This window comes from Pseudoalteromonas sp. SCSIO 43088 (assembly GCF_023650795.1).
Classification (GTDB): Bacteria; Pseudomonadota; Gammaproteobacteria; order Enterobacterales; family Alteromonadaceae; genus Pseudoalteromonas; species Pseudoalteromonas shioyasakiensis.
On sequence record NZ_CP072675.1, the window covers coordinates 96,041 to 121,174 of the forward strand.

The 25,134-nt window shown below is 41.9% G+C and carries 26 protein-coding genes; 12 read left to right on the forward strand and 14 right to left on the reverse strand.

Annotation, left to right across the window (positions count from 1 at the left end; all coding sequences use genetic code 11):
* Positions 1 to 17: 17 nt before the first annotated feature.
* A complete protein-coding gene (locus J8Z28_RS00500) occupies positions 18 to 704 on the reverse strand; it encodes a pseudouridine synthase (RefSeq protein ID WP_250660361.1) in 687 nt (228 codons plus the stop codon).
* A gap of 80 nt (positions 705 to 784) precedes the next feature.
* On the opposite strand from J8Z28_RS00500, the gene J8Z28_RS00505 reads away from it, so the two are divergent.
* Both J8Z28_RS00505 and J8Z28_RS00510 read left to right on the forward strand, forming a co-directional pair.
* Positions 785 to 1,090: a DUF6482 family protein gene (locus J8Z28_RS00505; RefSeq protein WP_062566248.1), complete on the forward strand. Its 306-nt coding sequence runs from the start codon at positions 785 to 787 to the stop codon at positions 1,088 to 1,090.
* Positions 1,091 to 1,137: 47 nt separating this feature from the next.
* The gene (locus J8Z28_RS00510; RefSeq protein WP_062566247.1) at positions 1,138 to 1,545 is read left to right on the forward strand and encodes a GNAT family N-acetyltransferase; all 408 of its coding nucleotides are present in this window, start codon (positions 1,138 to 1,140) and stop codon (positions 1,543 to 1,545) included.
* A gap of 13 nt (positions 1,546 to 1,558) precedes the next feature.
* Here J8Z28_RS00510 and J8Z28_RS00515 read toward each other — a convergent pair whose 3' ends face one another.
* The 8 genes from J8Z28_RS00515 to lptM form a co-directional block, all read right to left on the reverse strand.
* Positions 1,559 to 1,918 carry a HopJ type III effector protein gene (locus J8Z28_RS00515; RefSeq protein WP_062566246.1) on the reverse strand — a complete coding sequence of 120 codons (360 nt, stop codon included), beginning with the start codon at positions 1,916 to 1,918 and terminating at the stop codon, positions 1,559 to 1,561.
* Positions 1,919 to 1,927: 9 nt separating this feature from the next.
* Positions 1,928 to 3,040 (reverse strand): retropepsin-like aspartic protease, encoded by a 1,113-nt coding sequence (locus J8Z28_RS00520; protein WP_062566245.1) that lies wholly within the window; start codon positions 3,038 to 3,040, stop codon positions 1,928 to 1,930.
* A gap of 69 nt (positions 3,041 to 3,109) precedes the next feature.
* A complete protein-coding gene (locus J8Z28_RS00525) occupies positions 3,110 to 3,820 on the reverse strand; it encodes an HAD-IA family hydrolase (RefSeq protein WP_062566244.1) in 711 nt (236 codons plus the stop codon).
* 12 nt (positions 3,821 to 3,832) lie between these two features.
* Positions 3,833 to 4,786 carry a tyrosine recombinase XerC gene (locus tag J8Z28_RS00530; protein WP_062566243.1) on the reverse strand — a complete coding sequence of 318 codons (954 nt, stop codon included), beginning with the start codon at positions 4,784 to 4,786 and terminating at the stop codon, positions 3,833 to 3,835.
* Positions 4,783 to 5,394 (reverse strand): DUF484 family protein, encoded by a 612-nt coding sequence (locus J8Z28_RS00535; protein WP_062566242.1) that lies wholly within the window; start codon positions 5,392 to 5,394, stop codon positions 4,783 to 4,785. Before J8Z28_RS00535 ends, J8Z28_RS00530 begins: the two co-directional genes overlap by 4 nt.
* Positions 5,391 to 6,221, reverse strand: a complete 831-nt coding sequence (dapF, locus tag J8Z28_RS00540) for a diaminopimelate epimerase (RefSeq protein ID WP_054563683.1) — start codon at positions 6,219 to 6,221, stop codon at positions 5,391 to 5,393. Before dapF ends, J8Z28_RS00535 begins: the two co-directional genes overlap by 4 nt.
* 64 nt (positions 6,222 to 6,285) lie before the next feature.
* Positions 6,286 to 7,539 (reverse strand): diaminopimelate decarboxylase, encoded by a 1,254-nt coding sequence (gene lysA, locus J8Z28_RS00545; RefSeq protein ID WP_062566241.1) that lies wholly within the window; start codon positions 7,537 to 7,539, stop codon positions 6,286 to 6,288.
* Positions 7,540 to 7,719, reverse strand: a complete 180-nt coding sequence (lptM, locus tag J8Z28_RS00550) for an LPS translocon maturation chaperone LptM (RefSeq protein ID WP_062566240.1) — start codon at positions 7,717 to 7,719, stop codon at positions 7,540 to 7,542.
* A 148-nt stretch (positions 7,720 to 7,867) separates the two neighbouring features.
* Between lptM and cyaY the strand changes: the two genes are divergently transcribed.
* The 8 genes from cyaY (at position 7,868) to add (ending at position 17,488) form a co-directional block, all read left to right on the forward strand.
* Complete coding sequence (cyaY, locus tag J8Z28_RS00555; protein WP_054554661.1) at positions 7,868 to 8,191, forward strand: iron donor protein CyaY; 324 nt, start codon at positions 7,868 to 7,870, stop codon at positions 8,189 to 8,191.
* A complete protein-coding gene (locus tag J8Z28_RS00560; protein ID WP_062566239.1) occupies positions 8,188 to 8,844 on the forward strand; it encodes an alpha/beta hydrolase in 657 nt (218 codons plus the stop codon). The genes cyaY and J8Z28_RS00560 overlap by 4 nt, the downstream gene beginning before the upstream one ends.
* 21 nt (positions 8,845 to 8,865) lie before the next feature.
* Positions 8,866 to 9,753, forward strand: coding sequence for a DUF2914 domain-containing protein (locus J8Z28_RS00565; protein ID WP_062566238.1), 888 nt, complete (start codon positions 8,866 to 8,868; stop codon positions 9,751 to 9,753).
* Between the two features lie 36 nt (positions 9,754 to 9,789).
* Positions 9,790 to 10,728: a hydroxymethylbilane synthase gene (gene hemC, locus J8Z28_RS00570; RefSeq protein WP_054554664.1), complete on the forward strand. Its 939-nt coding sequence runs from the start codon at positions 9,790 to 9,792 to the stop codon at positions 10,726 to 10,728.
* A 1-nt stretch (position 10,729) separates the two neighbouring features.
* Positions 10,730 to 12,550, forward strand: coding sequence for a uroporphyrinogen-III synthase (locus J8Z28_RS00575; RefSeq protein ID WP_062566237.1), 1,821 nt, complete (start codon positions 10,730 to 10,732; stop codon positions 12,548 to 12,550).
* A complete protein-coding gene (locus J8Z28_RS00580) occupies positions 12,547 to 13,656 on the forward strand; it encodes a heme biosynthesis protein HemY (RefSeq protein WP_250659704.1) in 1,110 nt (369 codons plus the stop codon). Before J8Z28_RS00575 ends, J8Z28_RS00580 begins: the two co-directional genes overlap by 4 nt.
* 30 nt (positions 13,657 to 13,686) lie before the next feature.
* A complete protein-coding gene (locus J8Z28_RS00585; protein WP_062566235.1) occupies positions 13,687 to 16,383 on the forward strand; it encodes a CHASE domain-containing protein in 2,697 nt (898 codons plus the stop codon).
* A gap of 103 nt (positions 16,384 to 16,486) precedes the next feature.
* Positions 16,487 to 17,488 (forward strand): adenosine deaminase, encoded by a 1,002-nt coding sequence (gene add, locus J8Z28_RS00590; RefSeq protein WP_062566234.1) that lies wholly within the window; start codon positions 16,487 to 16,489, stop codon positions 17,486 to 17,488.
* A gap of 9 nt (positions 17,489 to 17,497) precedes the next feature.
* On the opposite strand, the gene J8Z28_RS00595 is transcribed toward add, so the two are convergent.
* From J8Z28_RS00595 to J8Z28_RS00610, 4 genes are all read right to left on the reverse strand, one after another.
* Positions 17,498 to 17,914 carry a CBS domain-containing protein gene (locus tag J8Z28_RS00595; RefSeq protein WP_054563674.1) on the reverse strand — a complete coding sequence of 139 codons (417 nt, stop codon included), beginning with the start codon at positions 17,912 to 17,914 and terminating at the stop codon, positions 17,498 to 17,500.
* Positions 17,915 to 18,059: 145 nt separating this feature from the next.
* A complete protein-coding gene (fre, locus tag J8Z28_RS00600; protein WP_062566233.1) occupies positions 18,060 to 18,773 on the reverse strand; it encodes an NAD(P)H-flavin reductase in 714 nt (237 codons plus the stop codon).
* Between the two features lie 87 nt (positions 18,774 to 18,860).
* Positions 18,861 to 20,327 (reverse strand): 4-hydroxy-3-polyprenylbenzoate decarboxylase, encoded by a 1,467-nt coding sequence (ubiD, locus tag J8Z28_RS00605; protein WP_062566232.1) that lies wholly within the window; start codon positions 20,325 to 20,327, stop codon positions 18,861 to 18,863.
* An 85-nt stretch (positions 20,328 to 20,412) separates the two neighbouring features.
* The gene (locus J8Z28_RS00610; RefSeq protein WP_062566231.1) at positions 20,413 to 20,700 is read right to left on the reverse strand and encodes an MliC family protein; all 288 of its coding nucleotides are present in this window, start codon (positions 20,698 to 20,700) and stop codon (positions 20,413 to 20,415) included.
* 113 nt (positions 20,701 to 20,813) lie between these two features.
* On the opposite strand from J8Z28_RS00610, the gene J8Z28_RS00615 reads away from it, so the two are divergent.
* Positions 20,814 to 21,719: a DUF808 domain-containing protein gene (locus tag J8Z28_RS00615; protein WP_062566280.1), complete on the forward strand. Its 906-nt coding sequence runs from the start codon at positions 20,814 to 20,816 to the stop codon at positions 21,717 to 21,719.
* Between the two features lie 110 nt (positions 21,720 to 21,829).
* Positions 21,830 to 23,788, forward strand: coding sequence for an alpha/beta hydrolase family protein (locus J8Z28_RS00620; RefSeq protein ID WP_062566230.1), 1,959 nt, complete (start codon positions 21,830 to 21,832; stop codon positions 23,786 to 23,788).
* 278 nt (positions 23,789 to 24,066) lie between these two features.
* On the opposite strand, the gene J8Z28_RS00625 is transcribed toward J8Z28_RS00620, so the two are convergent.
* Positions 24,067 to 25,023, reverse strand: a complete 957-nt coding sequence (locus tag J8Z28_RS00625; RefSeq protein WP_062566229.1) for a tetratricopeptide repeat protein — start codon at positions 25,021 to 25,023, stop codon at positions 24,067 to 24,069.
* Positions 25,024 to 25,134 lie beyond the last annotated feature (111 nt).

Sequence of the window (25,134 nt, forward strand, 5' to 3'; positions counted from 1 at the left end):
TAATGCAAACTTTTTTGTTAGAGAATGTCACTTTTTTTGATACTGACTATCTGTCCTTCGGGCAAATTCAGCGTGGAGAGTGAAAGATTTGCGATATCTGTGCGGTGCAGGTCGATGACTTTGTAGCCACAAAAACGAGCCATTTTACGTATTTGCAGATTTAAGCCTTGTTTTAAGACGATGCAAAACTGCGTTTCGTTGACTTGAGTTACCGTGCAAGGGAGGGTTATTTGTTTATCGACAGGCACACCGCTCGCCATTTTTTTACAGAAGTCGCTATCAAGGGGTTTATCTACGGTGACTAAATAGCGTTTGGGTTGGTGGTAATCAGGGTGGATCAGTTGATTACAAAACTCACCGTCATTGGTCAAAATCAACAAACCTCGGGAGTCTTTGTCGAGCCGGCCAATTGGGTAAACCCGAGTGGTTTTAGGTAGACTATGAATAAGACTGGTTGGGTCGTCAGCATTTAATTTGCAATCTATACCAACGGGTTTGTGATAAGCAAAGTAGGTGAGTGGCGCTTTTTCTGATATTTTTTCGCCAAGTACAATCACATCATCGTGCTCATCAACATGATCTATATGATTTGCGGCACGGCCATTTACTGTTACCTCACCTTGATCTATCAAGCGCGATGCTTGCTTTCGAGAGCAAACACCTGCATGGGCAATAAATTTAGCAAGTCGTACTTTTTCTGGCATGAGTGATTTTTGTACAATTAATTTGATCACAGTATATCAAAATCACGTATAAATAGTTCAACCACCAAAGAGGAACGCACATGCCTATCAAGTTATCAGAGCTTGCAGATCACCAACCACTGCAAAAGGTCATCCTTCATTCATTAGAAATGGCGCTGTATCAAGTGTCTGTGGTAATTAATAACGTTGAGTATTATGTTACTGATGAGCAAGGTGAGTTTATTCGTGATATTAGCCCGTTGCATATTCAAAAGCGTCTTGATCACCTAAGTTATGGCGATATGGTTCTACGCCACACCAGTGCTTATGATGAAATGTGCGGTCAGCCCGAAAAGCTGGCGAGTAACATGCTCGAAGTACCCTATGGCAAGAACCACTTATACTGATTAACGATATAAGCGTATACTGAGTCATAACATTTTATAGGTATACTATGTATCAATTAAAAAGTGATGACTCAGCTGATCTAAACAACCAGCTAAGAGAACATATTGTGGCTTTCAACGCAGCGCATTTTAATGCCGAGCGTACTCCTTTAGGCTTTAAATTTGTTAATAAACAAAACAGTGTTGTTGCTGGTATTCATGGCCAAGTATTTGGTAATTGGCTGCTTATTAGTTGGCTTTGGTGTGATGATAAGACTCGTGGTAAAGGGCTTGCGACACGGTTGTTAGCTGAATTAGAGAGCAAAGCTAAAGTATTTGGTGCAAGCACCGCTCAACTTGATACGCTCGATTTCCAAGCCAAACCCTTTTACGAAAAAAACGGCTACCAAGTTAAATACGAGATGAAAAACTACCCACTCGACGGCTGCCGTTATTTTATGGAAAAAACCCTTTAACTATTGGTTTTAATCACTTCGCCTTTAGCACGTCTTGCTCGGTAAAAGTAATCCCTAAGAAAGGGGTCGCTTCAGGGGCAAGCATAAAGGTGCGAATGTTCATATGGTCTTGCCCTTCAGGATTGTGTAATACGTCATCACGATAAAACGCGCCAAAACAATCTAGGGTATTTTGTTTGCTTAGTTGATTAAGCTTTGCAAAGGCAAAAATTTTACACGAGCCGTTATTTTCATTTGCCTCGCTTAGCAGGCCATGATTGTTAAAACCGCTTGGGGTAAAATCATAATTGTTGTCTATAACCGCCATGGTATCGGTAAACTCAATTTGCTGTGGTGTGCTTGCTAATGTCGCCAGAAATTCGTTAAGAGTCATTGCTTGTCCTTAAAAATTGTTCTTTATCAACTCTAACTCATTCACTTGCTGATTGATATTAAACTTATAATTCTCTAAAAAGTTCATACCTAATAAGCCATAGCCAGCATGATTTTCTATTATCAGCACTTCAAAATTACGAATACGTTGTTGACCGACTTGAAATGATGCGAGCTGATAACGCTGTGCTTCAACAATTCCATTAGCTGTGTTTACTTGCAAGGTGCCAAGGTAATTGGCTGGGGTGTTAAGCGAGTTTAATAATGTTTGGTTAATTACAGTAAAGCTAGCGCCCGTGTCGATCATCAGCTCGGTTTCAATATCATCGTTGATAATACTGTTTACTAAATAATGTGAACCTCGAGCGGTTAACTCTATAACTTCAACACCTGCGAGGGCTTGTTGAATCAACTTATGTAATTGCTCAGCCTGTTGTTTATAGTCATGATCTTCGGGTAGTTGATCTAGGGTTATTTGGCTCGCGACATAATCTTCTAAATGGTAGTTAGCTAATGCATGGTTATATAAGTAATGGGCGTTGCCAGGCGCGTAATCAAGCCATTGTTGACTAATATTAAGTAGGGCTTGCCATTGTTGTGCTGCAGTAAGCTCATCAATATAGGATGTGCTTAGCTCGTCTATTTGTTTGTTAAGTTGTTGCTTATCATTGCTGTCTAACTGGTTGCTAAGAGCCAGTAAATTGATAATACCTTGTTGGGTATCACCTTGTGCGATTAAACGCTTAGCTTCAAGTTCAAGCATGGTGACATCGTAAGGGTGGCTATTTAAAAAGGCCGTTAAAAATTGCTCACTTAAAGTGAATTTTTGATGGGAAAGCCATGATTCTAGTTGCTGTTGCCAAGCTTGCTTTAGCTGCCTTGCATAGCGAGGTTCATTCACTAGTAATTGAGTGTACTCAGCGACGGCTTTATCAAATAACTGATTGCTAAATAGTGCAACTGCTTGCTGGAAGTGGGCAGGTAAGACCGTGCCTTTTTGTACTTTAGGCGCTGGTTCGACAGTTTCTATTTCTATAGGCTTTGCAGGGTTAAAAAGCTGCCAAATAAAGTAACCATTTAAACTAATAGAAAGTAGCAATATTAATTTAAGAAAAGCATTCATCCGTTTCGCCCACCAGTTTTAAATCTTCGTTGCCTACTTACTCAGCATAAAACAAATTTCTCAAAGTCGTTACTTTTTAATCAAATGATTGAGCGCCATGATATTGCTTATTTCAATATCTGCTAATCCTTGATAACGATATTGCGTTGCTTGGTTATTTAGCCAAACGCTTTGGCATCCGGCATTATTGGCACCTTGTACATCAGTATCTAGGCTATCGCCAATGTGCAAAATTTCCTTGTGAGGCACTTCTAATTTTTTGGCTGCGCTATCAAATAAGGCGCTGTGCGGCTTTGCTTTTCCGTGTGGGCCTGCTTGTAAAACTAACTCAAACACACCATTAAGGTTAAACTTTTCTACTTCGACATTACCATTGGTGATGGCGATGAGGCGGAAGTGTTTACTGAGGTTAGCAAGTAATTCAAGCACTTCATCAGTCACGGTTATTTGACTGCGGGCATCAGCGAATGCCTGATAAGCGTTTTTGGCATGCAACTGAGCTTGCTCTGCTGAAAAACCCAGATCGGTCATGGCATAGTGTAATGCTGCTTGTCGCCAGCGCGTCACATCATCGATTAGAGTGGCATCCTGCTTTAAAGCACACTCGCGGCATTTTAACCAGTAGCTGATACTATCGGCTGGCCATTGCTCTAATGCCTCTAGGTAATCAGCTTGTGCTTGCAAGGCTGACTTTATGATCGGATGGTTGTTGTAAAGTGTGTCGTCTAAATCAAAACTTAAAACAGAAACTGGCGATAGGGCACGGTTAAATCGGATCATAATGGCAAGGGGTTACTCTGATGTTGAGCGCTTTTTAGCGCGTGGATGGGTGTTATCGTAAACTTTAGCTAAATGCTGAAAATCTAAATGCGTATAAACTTGAGTTGCAGACAAACTACTGTGTCCTAACAGTTCTTGTACGGCGCGCAAATCCCCTGATGATTCTAAGATATGTGAAGCAAACGAGTGGCGTAATTTATGTGGGTGCACTTGCGAGCTGATCCCTTGCTTAATACCCCATTCTTGCATGCGAAGGCGAACTTGGCGTACGGAAATTCGCTTTTTTTGGCTGCTAACAAACACGGCTATTTCATCAGGGTGTGCAAACTGAGGGCGAATTTTCAGCCATGCTTTTAATGCACTGAGCGCTTTGCTGCCTACAGGTAATAAACGTTCTTTGTTACCTTTACCACGGACTAAAATTTCGCCTTCAGTGGGGTTTATATCTTGTATGTTAGCGCCAACTAACTCGCTAATGCGCAAACCCGAAGAGTACATTAATTCCATCATGGCTTTGTCACGAATAGCTAAAGGCTCATCATCTGGCAGTTCTAGTAGCTTAGCCATTTGATCTACGTCTAAATTTTTGGGTAAAGGCTTGGAAAATTTTGGCCCTTTAATGGCCTCTGCCGGATTGTGATAATGTGCCTGACTGGCTATATTTTTGGCTTTTAAGAATTTATATAAACTGCGAATACAACTTAGTTTTAAACTGATTGTGCGACCACTTAATTGTTTGCTGCGCATTTGCATGCTGTAACGGCGAATATGCTCACCTTGAACAGCAAACCAGTCTTCACATAGTTTACTAAAGTACAAAGCTGCGAAGCCTAGCTGGCTAGTGTATTGGTTTACTGTGTGCGCTGAGTATTGTTTTTCGTAGCGTAAGTAGTCTGCAAATAGTTGGATGGGTGTTCGCCAAGCATCACTTAATTCATCAATGTCTGGCGTCGTCACATCGCTCATGCAAGTTCCAATAAGCGCAGTTGCAATGAGCGCACAAACTCAAGGACAAAAAAGCTGTCTTTTGCCGGTTCGAAGTGATTTACGTCATCACTACCAAACGCCAAAATAGCCACAGGGTGTTTCGTGTTACCGATTAAATATAAAGCAGTCGATTGAGTTGTGTCTGAAAACAGTAAGTCTCTTTCTTGCTGACTTACTCGACCCAAATAAATACCGTCGTTTTGCAGGCGGTGGGCAATTAATTCATCAAACTTTGTATCGTACTTAACTAAGTGGCATTCGTTAATGGATGGGTTCGTGCAGATAATATTGCGCAAGTTGCTAGCCAGTGTCGTAAAGTCGTAGTTAGTCCATAACTGACGATGACAGTCGCTAAATAAGCGGTAAATTAACTCGTTTTCTTTTGCTTGTTCAACGAGCTGCTCAATCTTATTTTTTAATAACGTATTGTGTTCACGTAATTGGCGCTGTTGAATATGCACCAAAGACGTTGCTCCCGCCGTTTGCTGTTGTAGTTCAACTTCAGCGAGTACATCAGGGTTTTTAATAAAAAAATCAGGGTGTGCTTTTAAATATTCAGCAATTTGTTGTTCTGTTAGTTTGCTCATAGTGCCACTTGTCCATCAAAAACATGCTCAGCAGGGCCTGTCATTCGTACAGGGTGCCCTTCACCTTGCCAGCGTACTTGTAAACTGCCGCCTGGTAAGTCAACTTGTACGGTAGTAGCAAGTTTACTTTGAATTTGACCAACCACGACCGCAGCACAAGCACCTGTACCACAGGCTAAGGTTTCACTAACGCCACGTTCCCACACTCTTAGTTTAATGTGATCTTGCGAAATTACCTGCATAAAACCAACATTTGCGCGTTGTGGAAAGCGTTCATGATTTTCAAGGAGTGGGCCTAAGGTGGCGACTTCTGCGCTATGAATGTCATCAACTTCTAACACGCAATGCGGGTTACCCATCGATACTGCGCCACTAAATACCGTATGTTCTTCCGTACGAAGAATATAGGTCAGCTCACGCTTGCTGGCTTTTAATGGGATTTTGTTCGGTTCAAAATTGGGGTGGCCCATATTTACCGTTACTTGACCATCTTTCTCTATATAAAGCGTGAGGTTACCAGATTTTGTTGAAACCGAGATTTTATGCTTATTGGTCAGGCCTTTCATACGTACAAAGCGAGCGAAACAACGCGCACCGTTGCCGCACTGTTCAACTTCGTTACCATCGGCATTGAAAATACGATAATGAAAATCGAGATCAGGAGAGTAAGGGGCTTCAACCATAAGCAGTTGATCGAAGCCAATGCCGAAATGGCGATCTGCCAGCTTCTTTATTTGATCACGTGATAAAAAAACATTTTGAGTAATGTTATCAATAACGACAAAGTCATTACCTAGGCCGTGCATTTTTGAAAAATTAACTAACATAACGCTCTAATTCGGGTTTGCTCTGAGCTAATCATGCCACAGAGCAGGGCGGTTATAAAAACGTTTATGGTAAAATTTTCTCACCTTGCCAAAGGCTTTCTAAGGTTTCGCGTTGGCGAATTAAATGGCTTTGCTGGCCATCCACCATAATCTCTGCAACACGCGGGCGTGAGTTGTAGTTTGAGCTCATGGTAAAACCATACGCGCCAGCGCTGCGTTGTGCTAATAGGTCACCAGCTTGAAGTGCAAGCTCACGGTCTTTACCTAAAAAGTCGCCGGTTTCGCAAACTGGGCCGACAATATCGTAGTTGTGAGTAGGCGTATCATCTGTGCGAGGTTCAACTGGCACAATAGATTGCCAAGCTTGATATAGCGATGGACGCAACATATCGTTCATGCCTGCATCAACAATAGCAAAGAACTTATCTTGGTTTTGTTTAATAAACTCAACTTTAGTAACTAAAATACCTGCGTTGGCTGCAATCGCACGACCAGGTTCAAAAATAAGTTCTAAATCTTGGTAGTCTGCTAATCGAGCGGTAATTTTATCAACATACTCGCTCGGGTGAGGAGGTGTTTCGCCATTATAAGGCACGCCAAGACCACCACCGATATCTAGGTGAGTTAGCTTGATGCCAACCGCTTTTAACTCTTCGATAAGAGTCAGTACTTTTTCAAGGGCTGCTAAGAAAGGTTTTATTTCCGTTAGCTGCGAACCGATGTGGCAATCTACACCGGTAATTTTTAAACCGGGTAATGATGCTGCATGTTGATACACAGTCACCGCAGTTTGAATATCAATACCAAACTTATTCTCTTTTAAGCCGGTTGAGATATAAGGGTGCGTTTTTGCATCTATATCTGGGTTTACGCGAATCGAAATCGGTGCCACTAAGTTAAGATCCGTTGCCACTTTTGAAATACGCTCAAGCTCAGCCACTGACTCAACGTTAAAACACTTGATCCCCAATTCAAGTGCATAGGCAATTTCGTCAGCGGTTTTTGCAACGCCAGAAAATACAACCTTACTAGCGTCTCCGCCTGCTTGGATAACGCGCGCAAGCTCACCTTTTGAAACGATGTCAAAACCTGAACCAAGTCGCGCTAAAATATTCAGCACGGCAATATTTGAGTTGGCTTTTACGGCATAGCACACCAAGCTTTTATGTGACTTAGCAGCTTCAGCAAATGCTAGATAATGACGTTCAAAGGTTTTGCGAGAATAGATATAACAAGGCGTACCATATTGTTCGGCAAGCTCTTTGACAGCGATGTCTTCAGCGAACAGCTGATTATTATTGTAGTTAAAAAAGTCCATCTATTGGTCCTGTTTTTGCTCTGGTTGTTCGGATGGATCAGCTTGTGGCTGAGACTTTGCAGGCGGCTTAGTATCATCTGGCAGATAAAGAGCACCACTTTGTCCGCAACCTGCTAGGGTTAGTAGAAGGACGCTTAGAGGTAAAGTGGTTTTTAATTTTTGGCTATGAGTCTCTTTCATTAGATTAATACGGTTGCTGGCTTTATAATCGCAGAGTAACAGAATATTTAAAAAATGCAGCTATTCGCGGATGAATTTATTCCTGTTACACTTGATGTACACAATCTGCCCCCAGATCTAGGCTTAAAGCCAGTTAAAGGACACTAAAATGACTGATCATGAATACCACACACTAGCCGATGCATTAATGCTAACTATTGAAGAGCAAATCGATGAATGTGATGCCGATTTAGACTATGAATCAGCGTCAGGTATTTTAGAAATCATCTTTCCTGATCGCAGTAAAATTGTGATCAACAAGCAAGCACCATTACACCAAGTTTGGGTAGCGACTAAATTTAATGGTCACCATTTTGAACTACGCGACGATAAGTGGATTGATAACCGCTCGGGTGCAGAGTTTTGGCAATTTATGTGTGATGCGGCAACTCGCCAAGCAGGTCAAACAATTGAATGGCGTTCTGAACTATGAGTTTAGAGTTTGTTGAGTACCCAGCGCAAGGCGACCACAAAGCAACGGTTATCTGGCTACATGGTTTAGGTGATTCGGGTGATGGTTTTGCCCCAGTTGCACCGCAACTTGCTCTACCAAAAGAGCTTGGCGTACGTTTTGTATTTCCACATGCGCCAGTGCAGCCGGTCACCATAAATGGTGGTATGGCAATGCGTTCTTGGTACGATATTAAATCGATGGATTTAGATAAGCGTGCTGATGAGCAAGGAGTGCGTGAATCTGCTGCAAAAGTGGCAGCAATTATTGATCAAGAAATAGCAAATGGTATCGCTCCTAACAAAATTATTCTTGCCGGTTTTTCGCAAGGGGGTGTGGTATCGCTGCACTTAGCGCCACGTCTAGATTATAAATTAGCGGGTGTAATGGCACTTTCAACCTACATGTGTGTGCCTGCAAAATTAGCCGATGAAGCCAAGCAGCAGGGGTTAAATATTTTTATGGCACATGGTCGATTTGACGATGTGGTACCGCATAGCGCAGGCAGACAAGCATTTGACGTGCTTAGCGCTAACAACATGGAAGTAAGCTGGCAAGACTATCCGATGGCGCACCAAGTTTGTGGTGAAGAGTTAATGGCTATTCGTGAGTGGTTAATTGCTCGCTTGAGTTAATTTTTGGTTTTAGAGGCCAACATGACAAAGAAACTTGTAATTACAGCAAATATGAATGCCGTTGAATCGGCAGGTTCAACTCCTACAGCAGTGACTTATCAATGGCATTGGCGACGCATTTTTATGGTTAGCAGTGTTATCTTAGTAGCATTGGCTATTTTAGTGTATAGCTTAACTGGTGCTGTAAATGCTGAACAATCACCGCAAGATGAACCGCAAGCAGAGTTTACAAATGCTGAATTACAAGCTCCTTTAAATGACGCTGAGCAAGAAGAGCCAAAAGAAGTCGATGCTTTGTCAATTAATGAGCAAACACCGCAGGCTGATAGCACAGAAACGGCTAAAGCAGAGGTTGTGAGCTCAAACATTGTTGAACCTGAGGTTACGACAGTAGAGGTTGAGATCGACAGTGAACAGGTTGTTGACGAGCAACAACCGGAAACATCAGAGGTCACTCTTGACGAAGAGCCACCACAAACCGAACAGCAAGTAGAGATTGCTGCAGCCCCTGATGCTCAGCAGCAGTTTTCGCAGTCAGCGCATATTGCCAGTGTCGCAATTGGCGCTAAAATAGACACAGACAAAGTAAGCCGCGCGGTATTAACAACCGATGTTGTTGATCGAGAACCAGTAAACGTTTTAAAAAACGATGTAAAATTAGCGCAAATAAGCAATAGCCTGAGCTTTTTTAGCGAGCTTAGAAATATGCAAGGGCAAACTGTTCGTCACCAATGGTATTACCAAGATCAACAGCTTGCTTCGATTGAATTGGCGGTAAGTAGTCCACGTTTTCGTACTTATTCAACGAAAAACATTATGCCAGAGCAACTGGGTGATTGGCGTGTTGAAGTTATTGACGCAGATGGCAACTTACTGGCCCAAAAAGAATTTAGAATTTTAGCTGAGTAATATTTAGTATCAGCCTGATAATTAATTGGATTTTTCATGACACAGACAACAAAACTAGTTCGTATCGCTACCCGTAAAAGTGCACTTGCTTTATGGCAGGCTGAATTTGTAAAAGCTCAACTAGAGCACTTCCATGACGACGTAACGGTAGAGTTGGTTCCTATGTCGACACAAGGCGATATTATCCTTGATACGCCACTGGCAAAGATTGGTGGTAAAGGCTTATTCGTAAAAGAGCTTGAGCAAGCCATGCTAGATGGCCGTGCAGATATTGCGGTGCATTCAATGAAAGATGTGCCTGTTGAGTTTCCTGAAGGCCTAGCATTACACACTATTTGTGAACGTGAAGACCCACGCGATGCGTTTGTATCAAACAACTACAAAAGCTTAGATGAGTTACCACAAGGTGCTATTGTTGGTACATCAAGCTTACGCCGCCAATGCCAAATTCGCGAAGCTCGCCCAGATTTAGACATTCGTGATTTACGCGGTAATGTTAATACGCGTTTAGCAAAACTAGATGATGGTCAATATGATGCAATCATTCTAGCTGCAGCGGGTCTAATTCGTTTAGAAATGCCTGAGCGTATTACAGCTTTTATCGAGCCAGAAGTATCATTACCTGCAAATGGTCAAGGTGCTGTGGGTATTGAGTGCCGTATTGATGATGAAGTGACAAAAGCACTGTTAGCGCCACTCGAACATAATGAAACACGTATTCGTGTTAATGCCGAGCGTGCTATGAATCGCCGTTTAGAAGGTGGTTGCCAAGTGCCAATTGGTGCATTTGCATTGGTTGATGGTGAGCAAGTGCATTTACGTGGTTTAGTGGGCGCTATTGATGGCAGCCAAATGCTGCGTGATGAAGTGACAGGCCCTGTGGCTGACGCAGAGCAGTTAGGTATTACACTTGCTGAAAAACTACTTGAGCAAGGTGCTGATAAAATTTTAGCTGAAGTATATAGAGACGCTTAATATGCATATTTTGATAACTCGTCCAGAAGGTAAAGGCACTGAGCTTGCTCTTGAGCTTCAGCAGGCGGGTTATCAAACAACCCTGTGTCCTGTTCTTACCTTAGATTACCTCACAGTAAATAGTAGTGAGCTCGCGCCGCTAGAAAATGCCGATAAAATCATTTTTATCTCGCAAGATGCCGTGCATGCCTTGTTAAAACTCACACCAACCATCAACAAAGCAGCGCAACTTTATGCGGTCGGCCAGCAAACGGCTGATGCGGTTTATGAAGCCTTTGGGCGACGTGCTGCAGTACCCAAACAGCATGATTCAGAAGGTCTGCTTGAATTAAAAACACTACAAGATGTTGAGCTAAGTAACATCGTTTTAGTGAAAGGTGAAGGTGGGCGCACGACCATAGCAAAAACCTTAAAACAACGTGGTGCTTTATTAAATCAGTTGGTTGTTTACAAGCGGAGCGCAATTGAGAGCGAACCGGGCAAGTGGATGGACCACTGGCAAACAATTGATGTAGAAGGTATAGTCATTACCAGTAATGCAGCGGTGGATGCCATTTTTAATGGCCTAAATGAGCCTCAGCTTGCATGGTTGAAAGAGCGACAATTTTTCGTTGCCAGTGAGCGTATCGCTGATTATTTAAAGCAACAAAATGTCGCAAGAACACAGATACATATTGCTGCAGGGGCGAGCGACAGCGCTATGTTCACCTGCATTAATCAGCAAGGTAGCAAAATGAGTGAAGCAGAATCAAAACAACCCGCAAAGCCAGTGACCGCACAGCCAGAGAAAAAAGCGCAAACGGCAAATACTGGGGCGAAAGCGCCTGTACAAGCTAAAAGAGGCATCAGCAAAACAGGTAGCTTAGCGTTACTTATTTCACTTATAGTGGCTGGTGTAGTTGGCTATGAGTTTTATCTAAAATTAAATAGCGATCAGCAATCGGCTGTGGCATTGACTGAGCTGACAGATGAAAACCTACGCTTACAGCAGCAAATTGATGCATTAAAAAGTGCCCAACAAACAATGCAGCACTCGCTTTATAACAGTGAACAGAAGGTCACTGATGCACTAAATGAAAGTGCTGAGCAAACACAGCAGCAATTACAAGCAGCTTTAAAGCGCGCCGAGCAGCAAACTTTCACGCTTAATCCGCAAGAAGTCACAAGCCTGCAGCGTATGGCCGAGTTTAAATTGTGGGCAGAGCACGATTACCAAGGGGCTGCTGCTGTGCTATCTCGCTTAGATAGCTTACTTGCAGAACACCCGGGTACAGGCGCTATTCGCCAAGCAATTCACCAAGATTTACAAACCTTGAATGCCATAGAACCTGTGGCTGTTGAAGCAATTTATTTAAAACTGCATGGCATTAATCAAAAAGTTGATGAACTGGTATTTAATGCTATTTCACTTCCTGAAGAGGTCGTCAAAGAAGACCCAAATCAATTAAGTGAAAATGTCAGTGAATGGCGTCAAAACCTTGCGAAGTCGTGGCAGCAGTTTAAAGACTTCTTTGTAGAAGTGCGCACACGTGAAGATATGGTTATCGCACCATTTTTAAGTGAGCAAGAGCGTCACCTAGTAAAACAGCGCTTAAGTTTATACTTAGCTCAAGCGCAAGATGCGGTATTAAGTAAACAAAGTAGTGTGTATTTTAGTGCTGTTGATGCTGCTCATAGTTTGGTAAAAGATTACTTTAAACAAGATGATGCGCAAACAAAAGCGGCCTTAAAAAGCCTTGCTGAGCTTTCTAAAGAGCAGCTCGATTTTAGTCCAAAAGTGTCACTACAAAGTACTGAGCAGGTGAAGGAGTGGGCACAATGATCCGCTTTTTATTAATCATTATTGCAATAGCAGTCTGCTTAGGGATTGCCCCTTTTTTTATAGATCAAAAGGGTTATGTACTAATTGCCTTTAATAAAACAACCATTGAAGGGACTATTTGGGGCGTTACTGCACTTTTAATATTGGCATGCGCTGCACTGTTTTTACTTTATAAGCTTTGCCGTTACGTAATATCTTTATATAGCCATACACGCCATGGTTTCTTTGCGCGCAGTGAAGAGCGTAAACAAGCGGCTATTGAGCAAGGTGTATGGAGCTTAATTAATAACGATTATACGGAGCTTGAGCTTGCACTTGATAACAACAGTGTTGCAGAAAAGTGGAGCGATATACGTTTTGCGCTTCTAGCTAAAGCTGCACTGGCGAATAATGAAAATGAAAAAGCAATTAGCTATCTTGATAAAATAAGCCAAGATAAGCAGCTAAAAGTGGCTAATTTATGGATTGCTAGCGGCGAAACCAGCACTATCTTTGCTGACCTTAAAGCGTTAGCTGAACGCAAAAAAGCCTCTCGTTTAGAGCTTAAAATGTATGCCCATGTTTTAGTGCAAGAGCAAAAGTGGGCGGCACTTAATGACTTTATGCCACGTTTATTACGTAAAAAAGCTCTTTCTGAGCAAGAGTGGCAACAATTGTTCGACCGTTACTTTGCAGCTCAGTCAAATGGGGATTTAACTGAGCGTTATGAGCAATTAGCCAAAAACTTGAAGCCACACGCAGAGGTAAGCTATTTAACGGCGATGGCGAAGGCAGGTGAGTTAAACAAAATTGAGCTAAGCTTAATTAAAATGCTCAAAAAACCGCTACAGCATAAAGATTTAGCACGTATTTTACGTACTAGTAGCGCTGGCGATGCACTCAAGCTGCAATCAAGTTTGCAGGATGTATTAAAAAAAGACACCGAAAATACAGACTTATTACTAGCCCTTGCATGTTTAGCAAATGCTCACGGTGAATATGACCTAGCCGCGCGAGTGTTTGATAAAGCGCTTAATGCAGATAATCGCCATGCTTATTTGCAGCAAGCGGTGCTCAGCTACAGTAAGAGTGCCCAACCAGAAAAAGCATTGGTACTCTATCAATAATTTTACTCCAGCCAGCAAAGGAGCGATGGCTTGAAGAACTTATTTACACTGACAATAAGCATTGCACTTGCTTACTTTCTTACAGGGTACTTAAGTAATTCATTGCTGGCGATTGATGGCTATGCGGTTGCAGCATGGCCGCCTTCAGGTATTGCGCTTGCCAGTATCTTGCTACTTAGAAATCGTGCCTTGCCAGGGGTTCTGCTAGGGGCATTCTTTGTAAACCTTATTCACCTTGATAAAGCCACTGATATTTTTCACTGGCAAATGATGCTGCAGGCAATTGGCGTAACAACTGCATCTACATTCCAAGCTTGGCTTGCCTATTACATTATTATTCATGTCGTTAAACGCCCGATTGAATTATCGTCATTAAAGCAAAGTATGCTTGGTTTAATGATTGGCGGCCCTTTGTGTAGCTTGATTGCTGCATCAATTGGCACCGGCTTACTGGTCATTAACAATGTTATTCCGAGTTATGCGGCGCTTAATAATTTTATCGCATGGTGGATTGGCGATAGCATTGGGGTTCTGATATTCACGCCATTAATTTTAGCGGCATTTAGTTACCATCATACTCGCCAACGGCTGCAAATCATTGTGCCGGCGCTATTAATTTACGTGGTTATTTGTGTCAGCTTTTATGGTGCAGCCAGTGTAAAAAAAGACAAAGACTTACAGCGCCAGCAAGCTAAAGTCAGTGCGATTCACACGAACCTTGAACATAAAGTCGATGAAATTAAGTCGCACTTAGCCTTACTCGCAACTTTTTTTGCTAGTAGTGACATGGTTGATTTTGACGAATTTAAGCGCTTCACATCAAGGCAACTACAATACAGCGAAGAAATTCTTGCCCTTGAGTGGGCACCTAAGGTTATTCACTCACAACTAAATAATTATCAAAATTTACTGCGTGATGAACTGGGCGCTGACTATTATGTGAAAGAAAAAAATGCTGCAGGGCAGTGGCAGCCGGTGAGTAAGCGAACGGTTTATTTTCCGGTGCAATATATTCATCCTTTAGCAGGGAACGAACCAGCACAAGGCTTTGATTTAGCCTCAAACGAGTTACGTAAACAAGCGTTAACTGACTCTCGGTTAATTAAGAATGTCACCGTCAGTGAGCCTATTACCCTGATGCAAGGTGATGGTAACGAAAAGGGCGTTTTATTCTTCAACCCAGTTTATTCAGACATTAATCACCAGGTCGGATTTAGAGGTTATGTTGTCGCCGTGGTCAATTTAGAAGTGTTAGCACAAACACTTAATTTTAATCAGAACACTGATATCGATGCCAGCTTCTATGACGTTACTGACGGCAGTAATCCTGTCGAAATTTACAGCCCACATCGTGTAGGTACAACAGCTATTGCGAGCTTCAACTTTATTATTGGTGAGCGCGTTTGGCAGGTAAAATTATGGGAGTCAGTTGCACAGTCGTCATGGTTGCCTTATTGGTTGGCGCAAATAGTCGGTATGCTGTTTGTTTGGTTATTGATCACCTTTTTGATTTCTGTAACTGGTACTAATATTCAAATTCGTCAGCAAGTGGCAAAGCAAACTCAAAGCCTTCGCGAAGAAAAGTTAAAAGCCGATAAAGCTAGCCAAATTAAAAGTGAGTTCTTGGCGAATATGAGCCATGAAATACGCACGCCTATTAATGGTATTAAGGGTTTGCATTATTTAGCAATGCAAGAGCCTGACTGGCAACAAGCCCGAGGTTATATTGATCAAGCCGATGGTGCACTGAATGTACTATTACGTGTAATCAATGATGTTTTAGATTTTTCTAAAATAGAAGCGGGGCGATTGGAGCTACATCAAGAACCAATAGATGTGAATGCGTTGGTTAGTGAGCTGACTAACTTATTGCAGTTTGAGCTTAACTCTCGCTCTTTAGAATTTAGAGTTGAGCTTGATGCTTCTGAACACCTACTGATCCATACCGACCCAATTCGTTTAAAACAAGTATTGTTGAATTTGTTAAACAATGCGGTGAAGTTCACTCAAGAAGGCACGATTACATTACGTATTTGGCAGCAGGGTGAATTTACTTATTTTAGTGTTATTGATACAGGCATCGGCATCAGCAAAGAGGCCCAGCAGCGTCTGTTTAAACCATTCTCACAAGCCGATAGCTCAACCTCTCGTCGCTTTGGTGGCACAGGTTTAGGCTTGAGTATTTGTCAAAAACTCATTGTTATGATGGGAGGCGAGATAAGCCTCAGTAGCACTGAGGGGCAAGGTTCAACGTTTACAATTTCGCTGCCATTTGAGTCTCCTCTTGAAGAGGTGATTCATAGTGATGATGAGTTAGCTGATATTGATGTGACTGCTGTTTCATTTGCCGATGATGCAATTCTGTTGGTTGAAGATAATCCATTGAATCAACATGTGGCGAGTTCGATTTTAAAAACTAAAGGCTGCCAACCAGATATCGCTAAAGATGGCCACGAGGCTATAAAGATGATCAGTGAAAAAAGCTATGACCTTGTGCTTATGGATATTCAAATGCCGAATATGGATGGCTTACAAGCGACTAAGTTTATTCGTAATGAACTGCTGATCACCGATTTACCTATTATTGGCTTATCGGCAAATGCTCATGATGATGACCTAAAGAAAGGCTTAGCCAGTGGTATGAATGGTTATTTAACTAAACCAATTGATGCAGATAAACTTTTTAAAACTTTGTGGCATTTTTTGCATAATGCTAGCAGCCATTAAAGCAGACATTTGACCTCTAAAAAGTAAATAAAATCATCTAAACTTGAAATATCGCCGTGGGTACGTATGATCCGCGCAAATTTACTGAACCTGAGTGCTAATTATGATCAATAACAAACTCCCTTTGCTTGATATTCACCGTCATCTAGATGGTAATGTTCGCCCACAAACGATCTTAGAGCTTGGTCGTCAGTTTAATCTTGAATTACCTGCTGACAACATTGAAGCGCTTATTCCGCACGTACAGGTTATCGACCCTGAACCAAATTTAGTGGCGTTTTTACACAAGCTAGATTGGGGTGTAAAAGTATTGGGTGATTACGATGCTTGTCGTCGTATTGCTATCGAAAACGTTGAAGATGCGATTGCCCAAAACCTCGATTACGTTGAGCTTCGTTTTAGCCCATATTATATGGCGCAAAGCCAAGGCCTACACCCGCAAGGTGTTGTCGAAGCGGTGGTTGATGGTGTAAAAAGTGCGTGTCATAACGCACCAATTAAAGCTAACTTAATCGGCATCATGTCGCGTACATATGGCACCAAAATCTGTCAGCAAGAGCTTGATGCGCTTCTTGCTTTTAAAAATGATTTAGTCGCGGTTGATTTAGCTGGCGATGAAATTGGTTTCCCGGGTGAGCTATTTGTTGAACACTTTAAACAAGTTCACGATGCTTACTTAGCTGCCACGATTCATGCCGGTGAAGCGCGAGGTAGCGAAAGCATTTGGCAAGCAATTAACGAGCTTGGCGCAACGCGTATTGGTCATGGTGTAAAAGCGATTGAAGATGCTGCACTAATGGATTACTTACGTGATAAGCGCATTGGTATTGAGTCTTGCTTAACCAGTAACATTCAAACCAGCACTGTTGCTGAGCTTGCAAAACACCCGTTAAAAACCTTCTTAGACCATGGTATTTTGGCATCAATTAATACTGATGATCCAGCAGTTGAAGGTATTGAAATAGCGTATGAGTATCAAGTAGCAGCACCTGCGGCAGGCTTAAGCCAAGCCGATATGGAAAAAGCGCAAGCTAATGCGCTTGAAATTGCTTATTTAAGCGATGCTGATAAAGCTGCTTTAAAACAGTTAGCTGCTAATCGTTAAGCAGCTAACTTACACTTGGTGCTCTTGGCATGAGACATAGTTTTCATACAATGCTTTGAGCACGTCTCCCCGGCTGATCATGCCAACAACCTTACCATCCTCGATAACCGGGTAGTTTTTTGGCTTACCTGTTTGCATGCCATCTGCCAGCTCTATGATGTTTTGATCGCTACTTACGGTAACAACATCGGTGCGCATTAGCTGTTTTACCTTCACTACACCATCACAGAAATAACTGTTTTGCATGAGCGGTTGCAGCAGCTCTTGTTCAGAAATAAAGCCAACTAGGCTTTTGTTGTCATCGAATACAGGTGCGCCTAGTAATTTAAACTTTTGCAGCTCGCTAATCGCGGTGGTCATTTCAGTTTCAGGCGTAATGTGTGGCAACTTACGTTGCATAAAGTCTTGTACTTTTGTATTTAGCATTTGGGTCTCTCCCCATCGTTATTCTAATCAGAGTATGGTCAAGGAAATGCAGTTTGTGAAATCGTTTAGACGGATTAAGGCGATAGGTAAAACAAATAAAAAAGGCATCCAATTGGATGCCTTAAAAATAACCGGTATGAGCTAGTTATTTAATGAATGCAAATGCATCGGCGTACATGTTCTCACGTACCGCACCATGATTAATAAAATCATCGCGAACCACGCCAATCATGTCGAAGCGGCCTGCCATGTATATATCGTATGGTTCTAAAGACACGATATCTTCCATAACAGCCTTGTGGACGTAACCGGTTTTGCCATTCCAGCTTTGCGGCGCATTTTCAACTACTGGAATGTATTGGAAATGTGGGTTGCTGTTTGCCCATGCTTGCATTTCATCATGAGCATAAAGTGCAGCTTGCTCACGTACACCCCAGTAAAATAATACAGGACGCTCACAGCCGATTTCAGCAAGGTGATCAGCCATTGATTTAGCATAAGAAAAACCTGTACCGCCAGCAAGTAGAATAATAGGGCGCTCACCCTCAACTCGCAGCTGTGATACACCTAAGCCTACTTCAACATTAACTTGCTGTTGCTCTGTATGAGCTTGACGTAAATGGTCAAGCGCTTGCATTGCATACGAATCAGCACCCGCGGCACCAATATGTAGTTCAATCTGTTCAGTTTGCGACGGGCGGCTTGCAATAGAAAAGGCACGCTTATCTTTTTCGCCTAATACAAGTTGCATATATTGGCCTGCCTCGAATGACACAGGTTGCTGTGGTTTCAAAATGACCTTATGTACATGGTCTGTAAGCGGGCTGATCGCAACAACGTCAGCGAGTAGTGTTTGCATAGTTTACCTTTATAAGCACAGAAGCAAATTCGGTTATGAATCGCACTCATAACCGTTAAATTTTGAGCAGTTTAACATAGACACAGCCTAGAGAATATCTAAGCTGCCCCATAATTCATCAACACGTTCTTTGATTTTTGGATCCATAACAATGGGTTCACCCCATTCACGATCTGTTTCGCCTGGCCATTTATTGGTTGCATCCATGCCCATTTTTGAGCCAAGGCCAGAAACTGGTGATGCAAAATCTAAATAATCAATTGGCGTGTTTTCGATCATCGTCGTATCGCGAGCAGGGTCCATACGCGTGGTAATTGCCCAGATCACGTCGTTCCAATCGCGTGCGTTTACATCATCATCGCAAACAATTACGAACTTGGTATACATGAATTGACGTAAGAAAGACCACACCCCCATCATCACGCGTTTGGCATGACCTGGATATTGTTTTTTCATCGTGACCACAGCCATACGATAAGAACAGCCTTCAGGTGGTAGGTAAAAATCTACAATTTCAGGGAATTGCTTTTGCAGAATTGGCACGAACACTTCGTTCAAAGCAACCCCGAGTACTGCTGGCTCATCTGGTGGACGGCCTGTGTAAGTGCTGTGATAAATTGGGTTTTCACGATGTGTAATGTGAGTGACCGTCATCACCGGGAACTCGTCTACTTCGTTATAGTAACCTGTGTGATCGCCATAAGGGCCTTCTGGTGCTGTTTCACCCGGCATAATATAACCTTCAAGTACGAACTCTGCGGTAGCAGGCACTTGTAGGTCATTTGAAACCGATTTAACAACTTCAGTCTTACTACCGCGTAGTAAACCAGCAAATGCATATTCGCTTAGGGTGTCTGGTACTGGTGTTACAGCGCCTAGGATAGTCGCAGGATCGGCACCTAATGCGACAGACACAGGGTAAGGTTCGCCTGGGTGCTCTTTACACCATTCACGAAAATCTAATGCGCCACCGCGGTGCGATAGCCAACGCATAATAATTTTGTTTTTACCCAATAGCTGCTGACGGTAAATGCCTAAGTTTTGGCGCTTTTTATAAGGCCCTTTAGTAACCGTTAGACCCCATGTGATCAAGGGAGCAGCATCACCCGGCCAGCAATGTTGAATAGGCAGCTTAGTTAAGTCAACATCATCGCCTTCAAGAATAACTTGCTGACAAGGCGCTTTTTTTACTTCTTTAGCTGGCATATTCAGTACTTGTTTGAATACTGGGATTTGCCCTAGTGCCTCTTTAATGCCTTTCGGTGGCTCAGGCTCTTTTAGAAAAGCTAATAACTTACCAACTTCGCGCAGTTCACTAACATCATCTTGCCCCATGCCCATTGCAACACGCTTAGGCGTACCAAAAAGGTTGGCAAGAACGGGAATAGTGTGGCCTTTAGGGTTTTCGAATAACAGAGCTGGGCCTTCGGCACGTAAAGTACGGTCGGCAATTTCGGTCATTTCAAGGTAAGGATCAATTTCTTGTTTGATCCGTTTTAATTCACCTTTTTGTTCTAATAACTCGATAAATTCGCGAAGATCTTTGTATTTCATTATAGCCGCTTAAACGCTGAATAAACTGTCGCTATTATACTCAAAACCACTGATTAAGCTAATTTAGCGAGCAAAGCTTTTGCTATTACTGAGTTAAGCTACATTGGTACTTTTTACCTTTTAAAATCAGCATGGCTTCATCGCCTTTAGACCAAAACAGCACATTATCGGCACTGTATTTAACCCCTGAGCCGCTTACTTGGCGATTGAGTAAAAATTCAGAGTCCTTAAATGTCAGTCTTGCTTCCTCATCACTGTATTCAACAATACTGGCGCTAAGGGTTTCATCGCACAGATAATTGCTTGGTGCACTTTGCTCAGCACACGCGCACAAGGTAACTAAAGCGAGCCCTGAGAGAAGTGGTTTAATCATAGAAACACCTCTATTTTTGAATGAGCTATAAGCCTAACAAAGAAAAATTAACCGTTGGTGAAAATGGCAGGATAAGTTATGTTGATAGTGTATTTAATGGGCAAGGAACCACCATGGCAGGCACTAATTTACTAACCTTACTTGATGATATTACAACACTTTTAGACGATATTGCGACGATGAGTAAAGTCGCAACAAAAAAAACAGCAGGGGTGTTAGGTGATGACCTAGCTCTTAATGCTCAGCAAGTCACAGGGGTAACTGCCGATAGAGAGTTGCCTGTAGTTTGGGCTGTGGCAAAAGGCTCGTTTATTAACAAAGCCATCTTAGTGCCCGCAGCGTTATTGATTAGTGTTTGGTTGCCTTGGTTAATTACTCCGCTGTTAATGGTTGGCGGGCTGTTTTTGTGCTTTGAAGGTGCAGAGAAAATTATCGAAAAGCTGTTTGGTCATGCTCAACAAGAAGATGAAACACTGGCTGAACAACAAGACTTACAAGAATACGAAAAGCAAAAAGTGAAAGGGGCGATCCGCACTGATTTTATCCTTTCTGCAGAAATTATCGTGATAACGCTAGGCACGGTTGCTGGCGCAACACTGGTGAATCAAGCTTTAGTGCTTAGTGTAATAGCAATTATTATGACCATTGGCGTGTATGGGTTAGTTGCAGGCATTGTTAAACTAGATGATGCTGGTTTGTATTTACTGCAAAAAGCGCAGCAAAGTGGCGGTAAGTTTAAAGAGCTAGTAGGTAAGTTTTTACTTGCTGCAGCACCTAAGTTAATGCGCTTTTTAGCCTTTGCAGGAACGGTTGCTATGTTTTTAGTTGGCGGAGGCATATTGGTACATGGGATCCCCGTTTTACATCACGCCCAGCAAGGTAGCACTGAGTTTGTTACGGATTTAGTTGGTAAAACGGGTGAGCTGGCTACGCCGATTATATTTGATGGTTTATTAGGCGTTGTTGCCGGGGTTATCGTTGTGTTAGTGGTTGAACTTTGGCACAAAATTCGTCGCTAAATAGCATCCATTATTGGGTTGTTTTGTTAAATTTTTGTAGCAAATATAGGGTCTTTGCTTTATTATTGCTCAGCTAAAAATAACAATTAAATCGTTAAATGGAGTTAATCATGTCTCGATATCTCACTTTTGTGCTGGGACTAGCGTTATTTACGCTATCATTTACCAGCTTCGCTAAACCTGCAAAATTATCAGTAGAAGACTTTAGTAAAGGTAATGACTTTAGTCGTGTAACTATCTCCCCTGATGGCAACTACGTCGCAGCTATAAAAAAACACGAAGGTAAAAATTCACTCATCATTGTTGATACAACCAAGTTTGCAGTAACCCATGCGGTTGCTTTTCCGGGTAATGCACAGGTTGGCGAATACCATTGGGTTAACAATGAACGAGTTATTCTTGAAAAAGAGTATTTAAAAGGTTGGCAAGATACCCCTATTTATTATGGTGAGTTATTTGCCGTGAACGTCGATGGTAGCCGTGGCGCATACGTAATTGGTTATCATGGTGAACAGCAAACTGGTACTCGGTTAAAAAAACAAACACCAGTTCAAGGAACGTCATACCTTTTAGATCCCTTACTTCATGATGATAAAAAAGTTTTGGTTGTCACATACCCGTGGACTGCAACCAATGAACCAACTACCGTTGTATATGAAGTCGATGTTTATCGCGGCCTTCGTACTTTAATTACTCGTTCACCAGCACCTATGGGTGAATTTCTAACGGACCATGATGGTAACGTTCGTATCGCTGTATCAAGTGACGATTACCTCAATGCGACACTTCATGTACGAGAGCCCGAAGGCGGTTTTTGGAAAGAGCTCGATCTAAAAGGTATTAATTACACCGATATTTCATTAAAGGCATTTGATAAATCTGGCGAGTCTGTATATGCCACTGCATCAAAGGGTGGAGAAGCTGAGAGCCTTATTAAGATTAACCTAAAAACCAAAGAAGTAACGAAAATCTTCCAAGATAAGCATGTTTCACCGTCACATATTTGGGTTGATGAAATCTCTAAAGAGTTATTTGCCATAGAAACCCAGGCTGATTACCCAAGCTATGCGTTTGTTGATAGCAATTCGCCTAAATCACAGCGTCTTAAAGATTTATTGGGCGCACTGCCAGGCAGTCAAGTACAGCTAGTCAGCAGTACAGAAGATGATTCAAAAAATATTATTTTCGCATCGAGCGATATAAACCCTGGGCAATATTATCTATATGACGCAAATACCAATAAATTACGAGCGCTATTCTCTGCGCGTGGCTGGATAAACCAAAATGATATGGCGCAAACCACACCACTGCGTTTTAAAAGCCGCGATGGTTTAACAATTCTTGCTTATTTAACTGTGCCAAATGGCAAAGCTGAGAAAAACTTACCTTTGGTTGTTATGCCACATGGTGGTCCAATTGCACGTGATTACTGGGGCTATGATCCAGAAGTACAAATGTTAGCCAATAAAGGTATGGCGGTATTAAAGGTTAACTTTCGAGGCTCGGACGGGTTTGGTATGAACTTCCAAGAAGCAGGCTATCGCCAGTGGGGACAAAATATTCAACACGACATTATTGATGGTGTGAAACTATTAATTAATGACGGCACAGTTGATAAAGATAATATTTGTATTATGGGAGCCAGCTTCGGTGGTTACTCTGCACTACAAAGCGCGATTATCGAGCCGGATATGTTCAAATGTGCAATAGGCCTGATGGGGGTTTACGACTTGCCTCTTATGTATGAAGAAGGTGATACGCAAGCCCGAAGCTATGGTGTTAATTACCTTAAAACAGTGATTGGTACTGATGAAGCCGAGTTAAAAGCATTCTCGCCTGCTTATAATGTCGATAAGCTAAAAGCACCTGTTCTTATTGTGCATGGTGGTGAAGACGAGCGTGCGCCAATTGAGCAAGCAGAATCATTAGAAGCAGCGTTGAAAAAAGCTAAGCACCCATATGAAATCACTATTCTAGATGATGAAGGCCACGGTTTTTATAAAGAAGAGCACCGTACTCTTTACTATAAAAAAGTATTGGCTTTCTTAGATGAACATTTAAAGCTTTAAAAGAAAAGTGCCGGCGAGCAAGCTCGCCGGCAAGGATTTAGCACGGGAACGTAAGCGTGCTAGTGTGCAAGGTCTTCCTTCAAGTTATACAAACTCAAAAGATGATTCTTTCATCAGGCTGCGTAATCTCAAAAGCAGAGCAGGGAGAGTAACTCGGCTTTAAAAGAGTATAAATACTACGCCACTACAAAGATGTTATAACATAACAAATTCAAAGTAAATAGTGAGAACCATATAATTAGGCTGGTTTCGTATGTGTGATATTTATGGGTAATAGATTATTGAGTATTCAATTTACTACAATCGTAACTCAAGCATAGCTCTGCGAGCTCAATCTTTGCTTTAGGATTCCCTTGTAAGGTAGCTTTGTTGAGCCAGTAAGCTGCTTTTTCGTTATTCACTTCTGTCCCTTGACCATCACGATACATCTGACCCAAGTTTAATTGCCCCCATGCATAACCATCTTCCGCAGACAGCGTAAAACTTTTCAACGCTTCCTCGTATAGGCCATCTTTGAAGTAAGTAATCCCTTCCTGATTATGTTTATCGAGCTTAACGCCCGTATATAAAGGCTTAGGTCTAGGCGGGTGCATAACAAAACCACCAAATAAACTATAAAGCTCAGGTCGCATAATTTTATAAATGCTGCCTTCATCATAAAGCTGCTTTATTTGTGACTTACTGAAAGTCAGGGTTTTACTAGAAAAGTAATCATCTTGAACTAGCATGCTGGTACGCATCGCAATCTCGATGTCTTTATTGTACTTGTAAGTGTAGTTAGCAACTCTAAAAGTCATGTTCTTGTCATCAAATTCAACGAGCTGAGCTACTTTTAAGTTGTTAATACGTTTTGGTTTGCCAGTAAACTTATCTGAATAGACAAAATAGGTATCAAATAACTTTGGCTCGTTTAAGTAATTTTGCTCATTTTCAGTTTGTTCATTCGCACCGATTAATGCATTTATTAATAGGTAAACGATAATGAATAGACCAATAAAGTATTTTATAAACGACGCTAACTCTAAGGCGGGCAATGAATACCAAGGTGCAGGAGTAACATAGCCACAGTCATCACATTGTCTTTGATAATTAATAGAAAGTGGCATGATGGGCAAAATAGTAAAGCGCAAAACTTTACTGTGATTGCTTAAAGAATAATGTTCACTATGACAGTGAGGGCACGTTTTTTGTTTTTTATAGAAAACATCAGCTGCAGCAGTATTAAATAGAAGCATAGTTTCTTCCTGAAGGTTGCTATCAATAAACTAGAACAAATGCAGAGAGTTAGAAAGCAGCAAACTGTAAGCAAATATGAATTAAATATGCTGAACAGTGTTTTCGTTTAG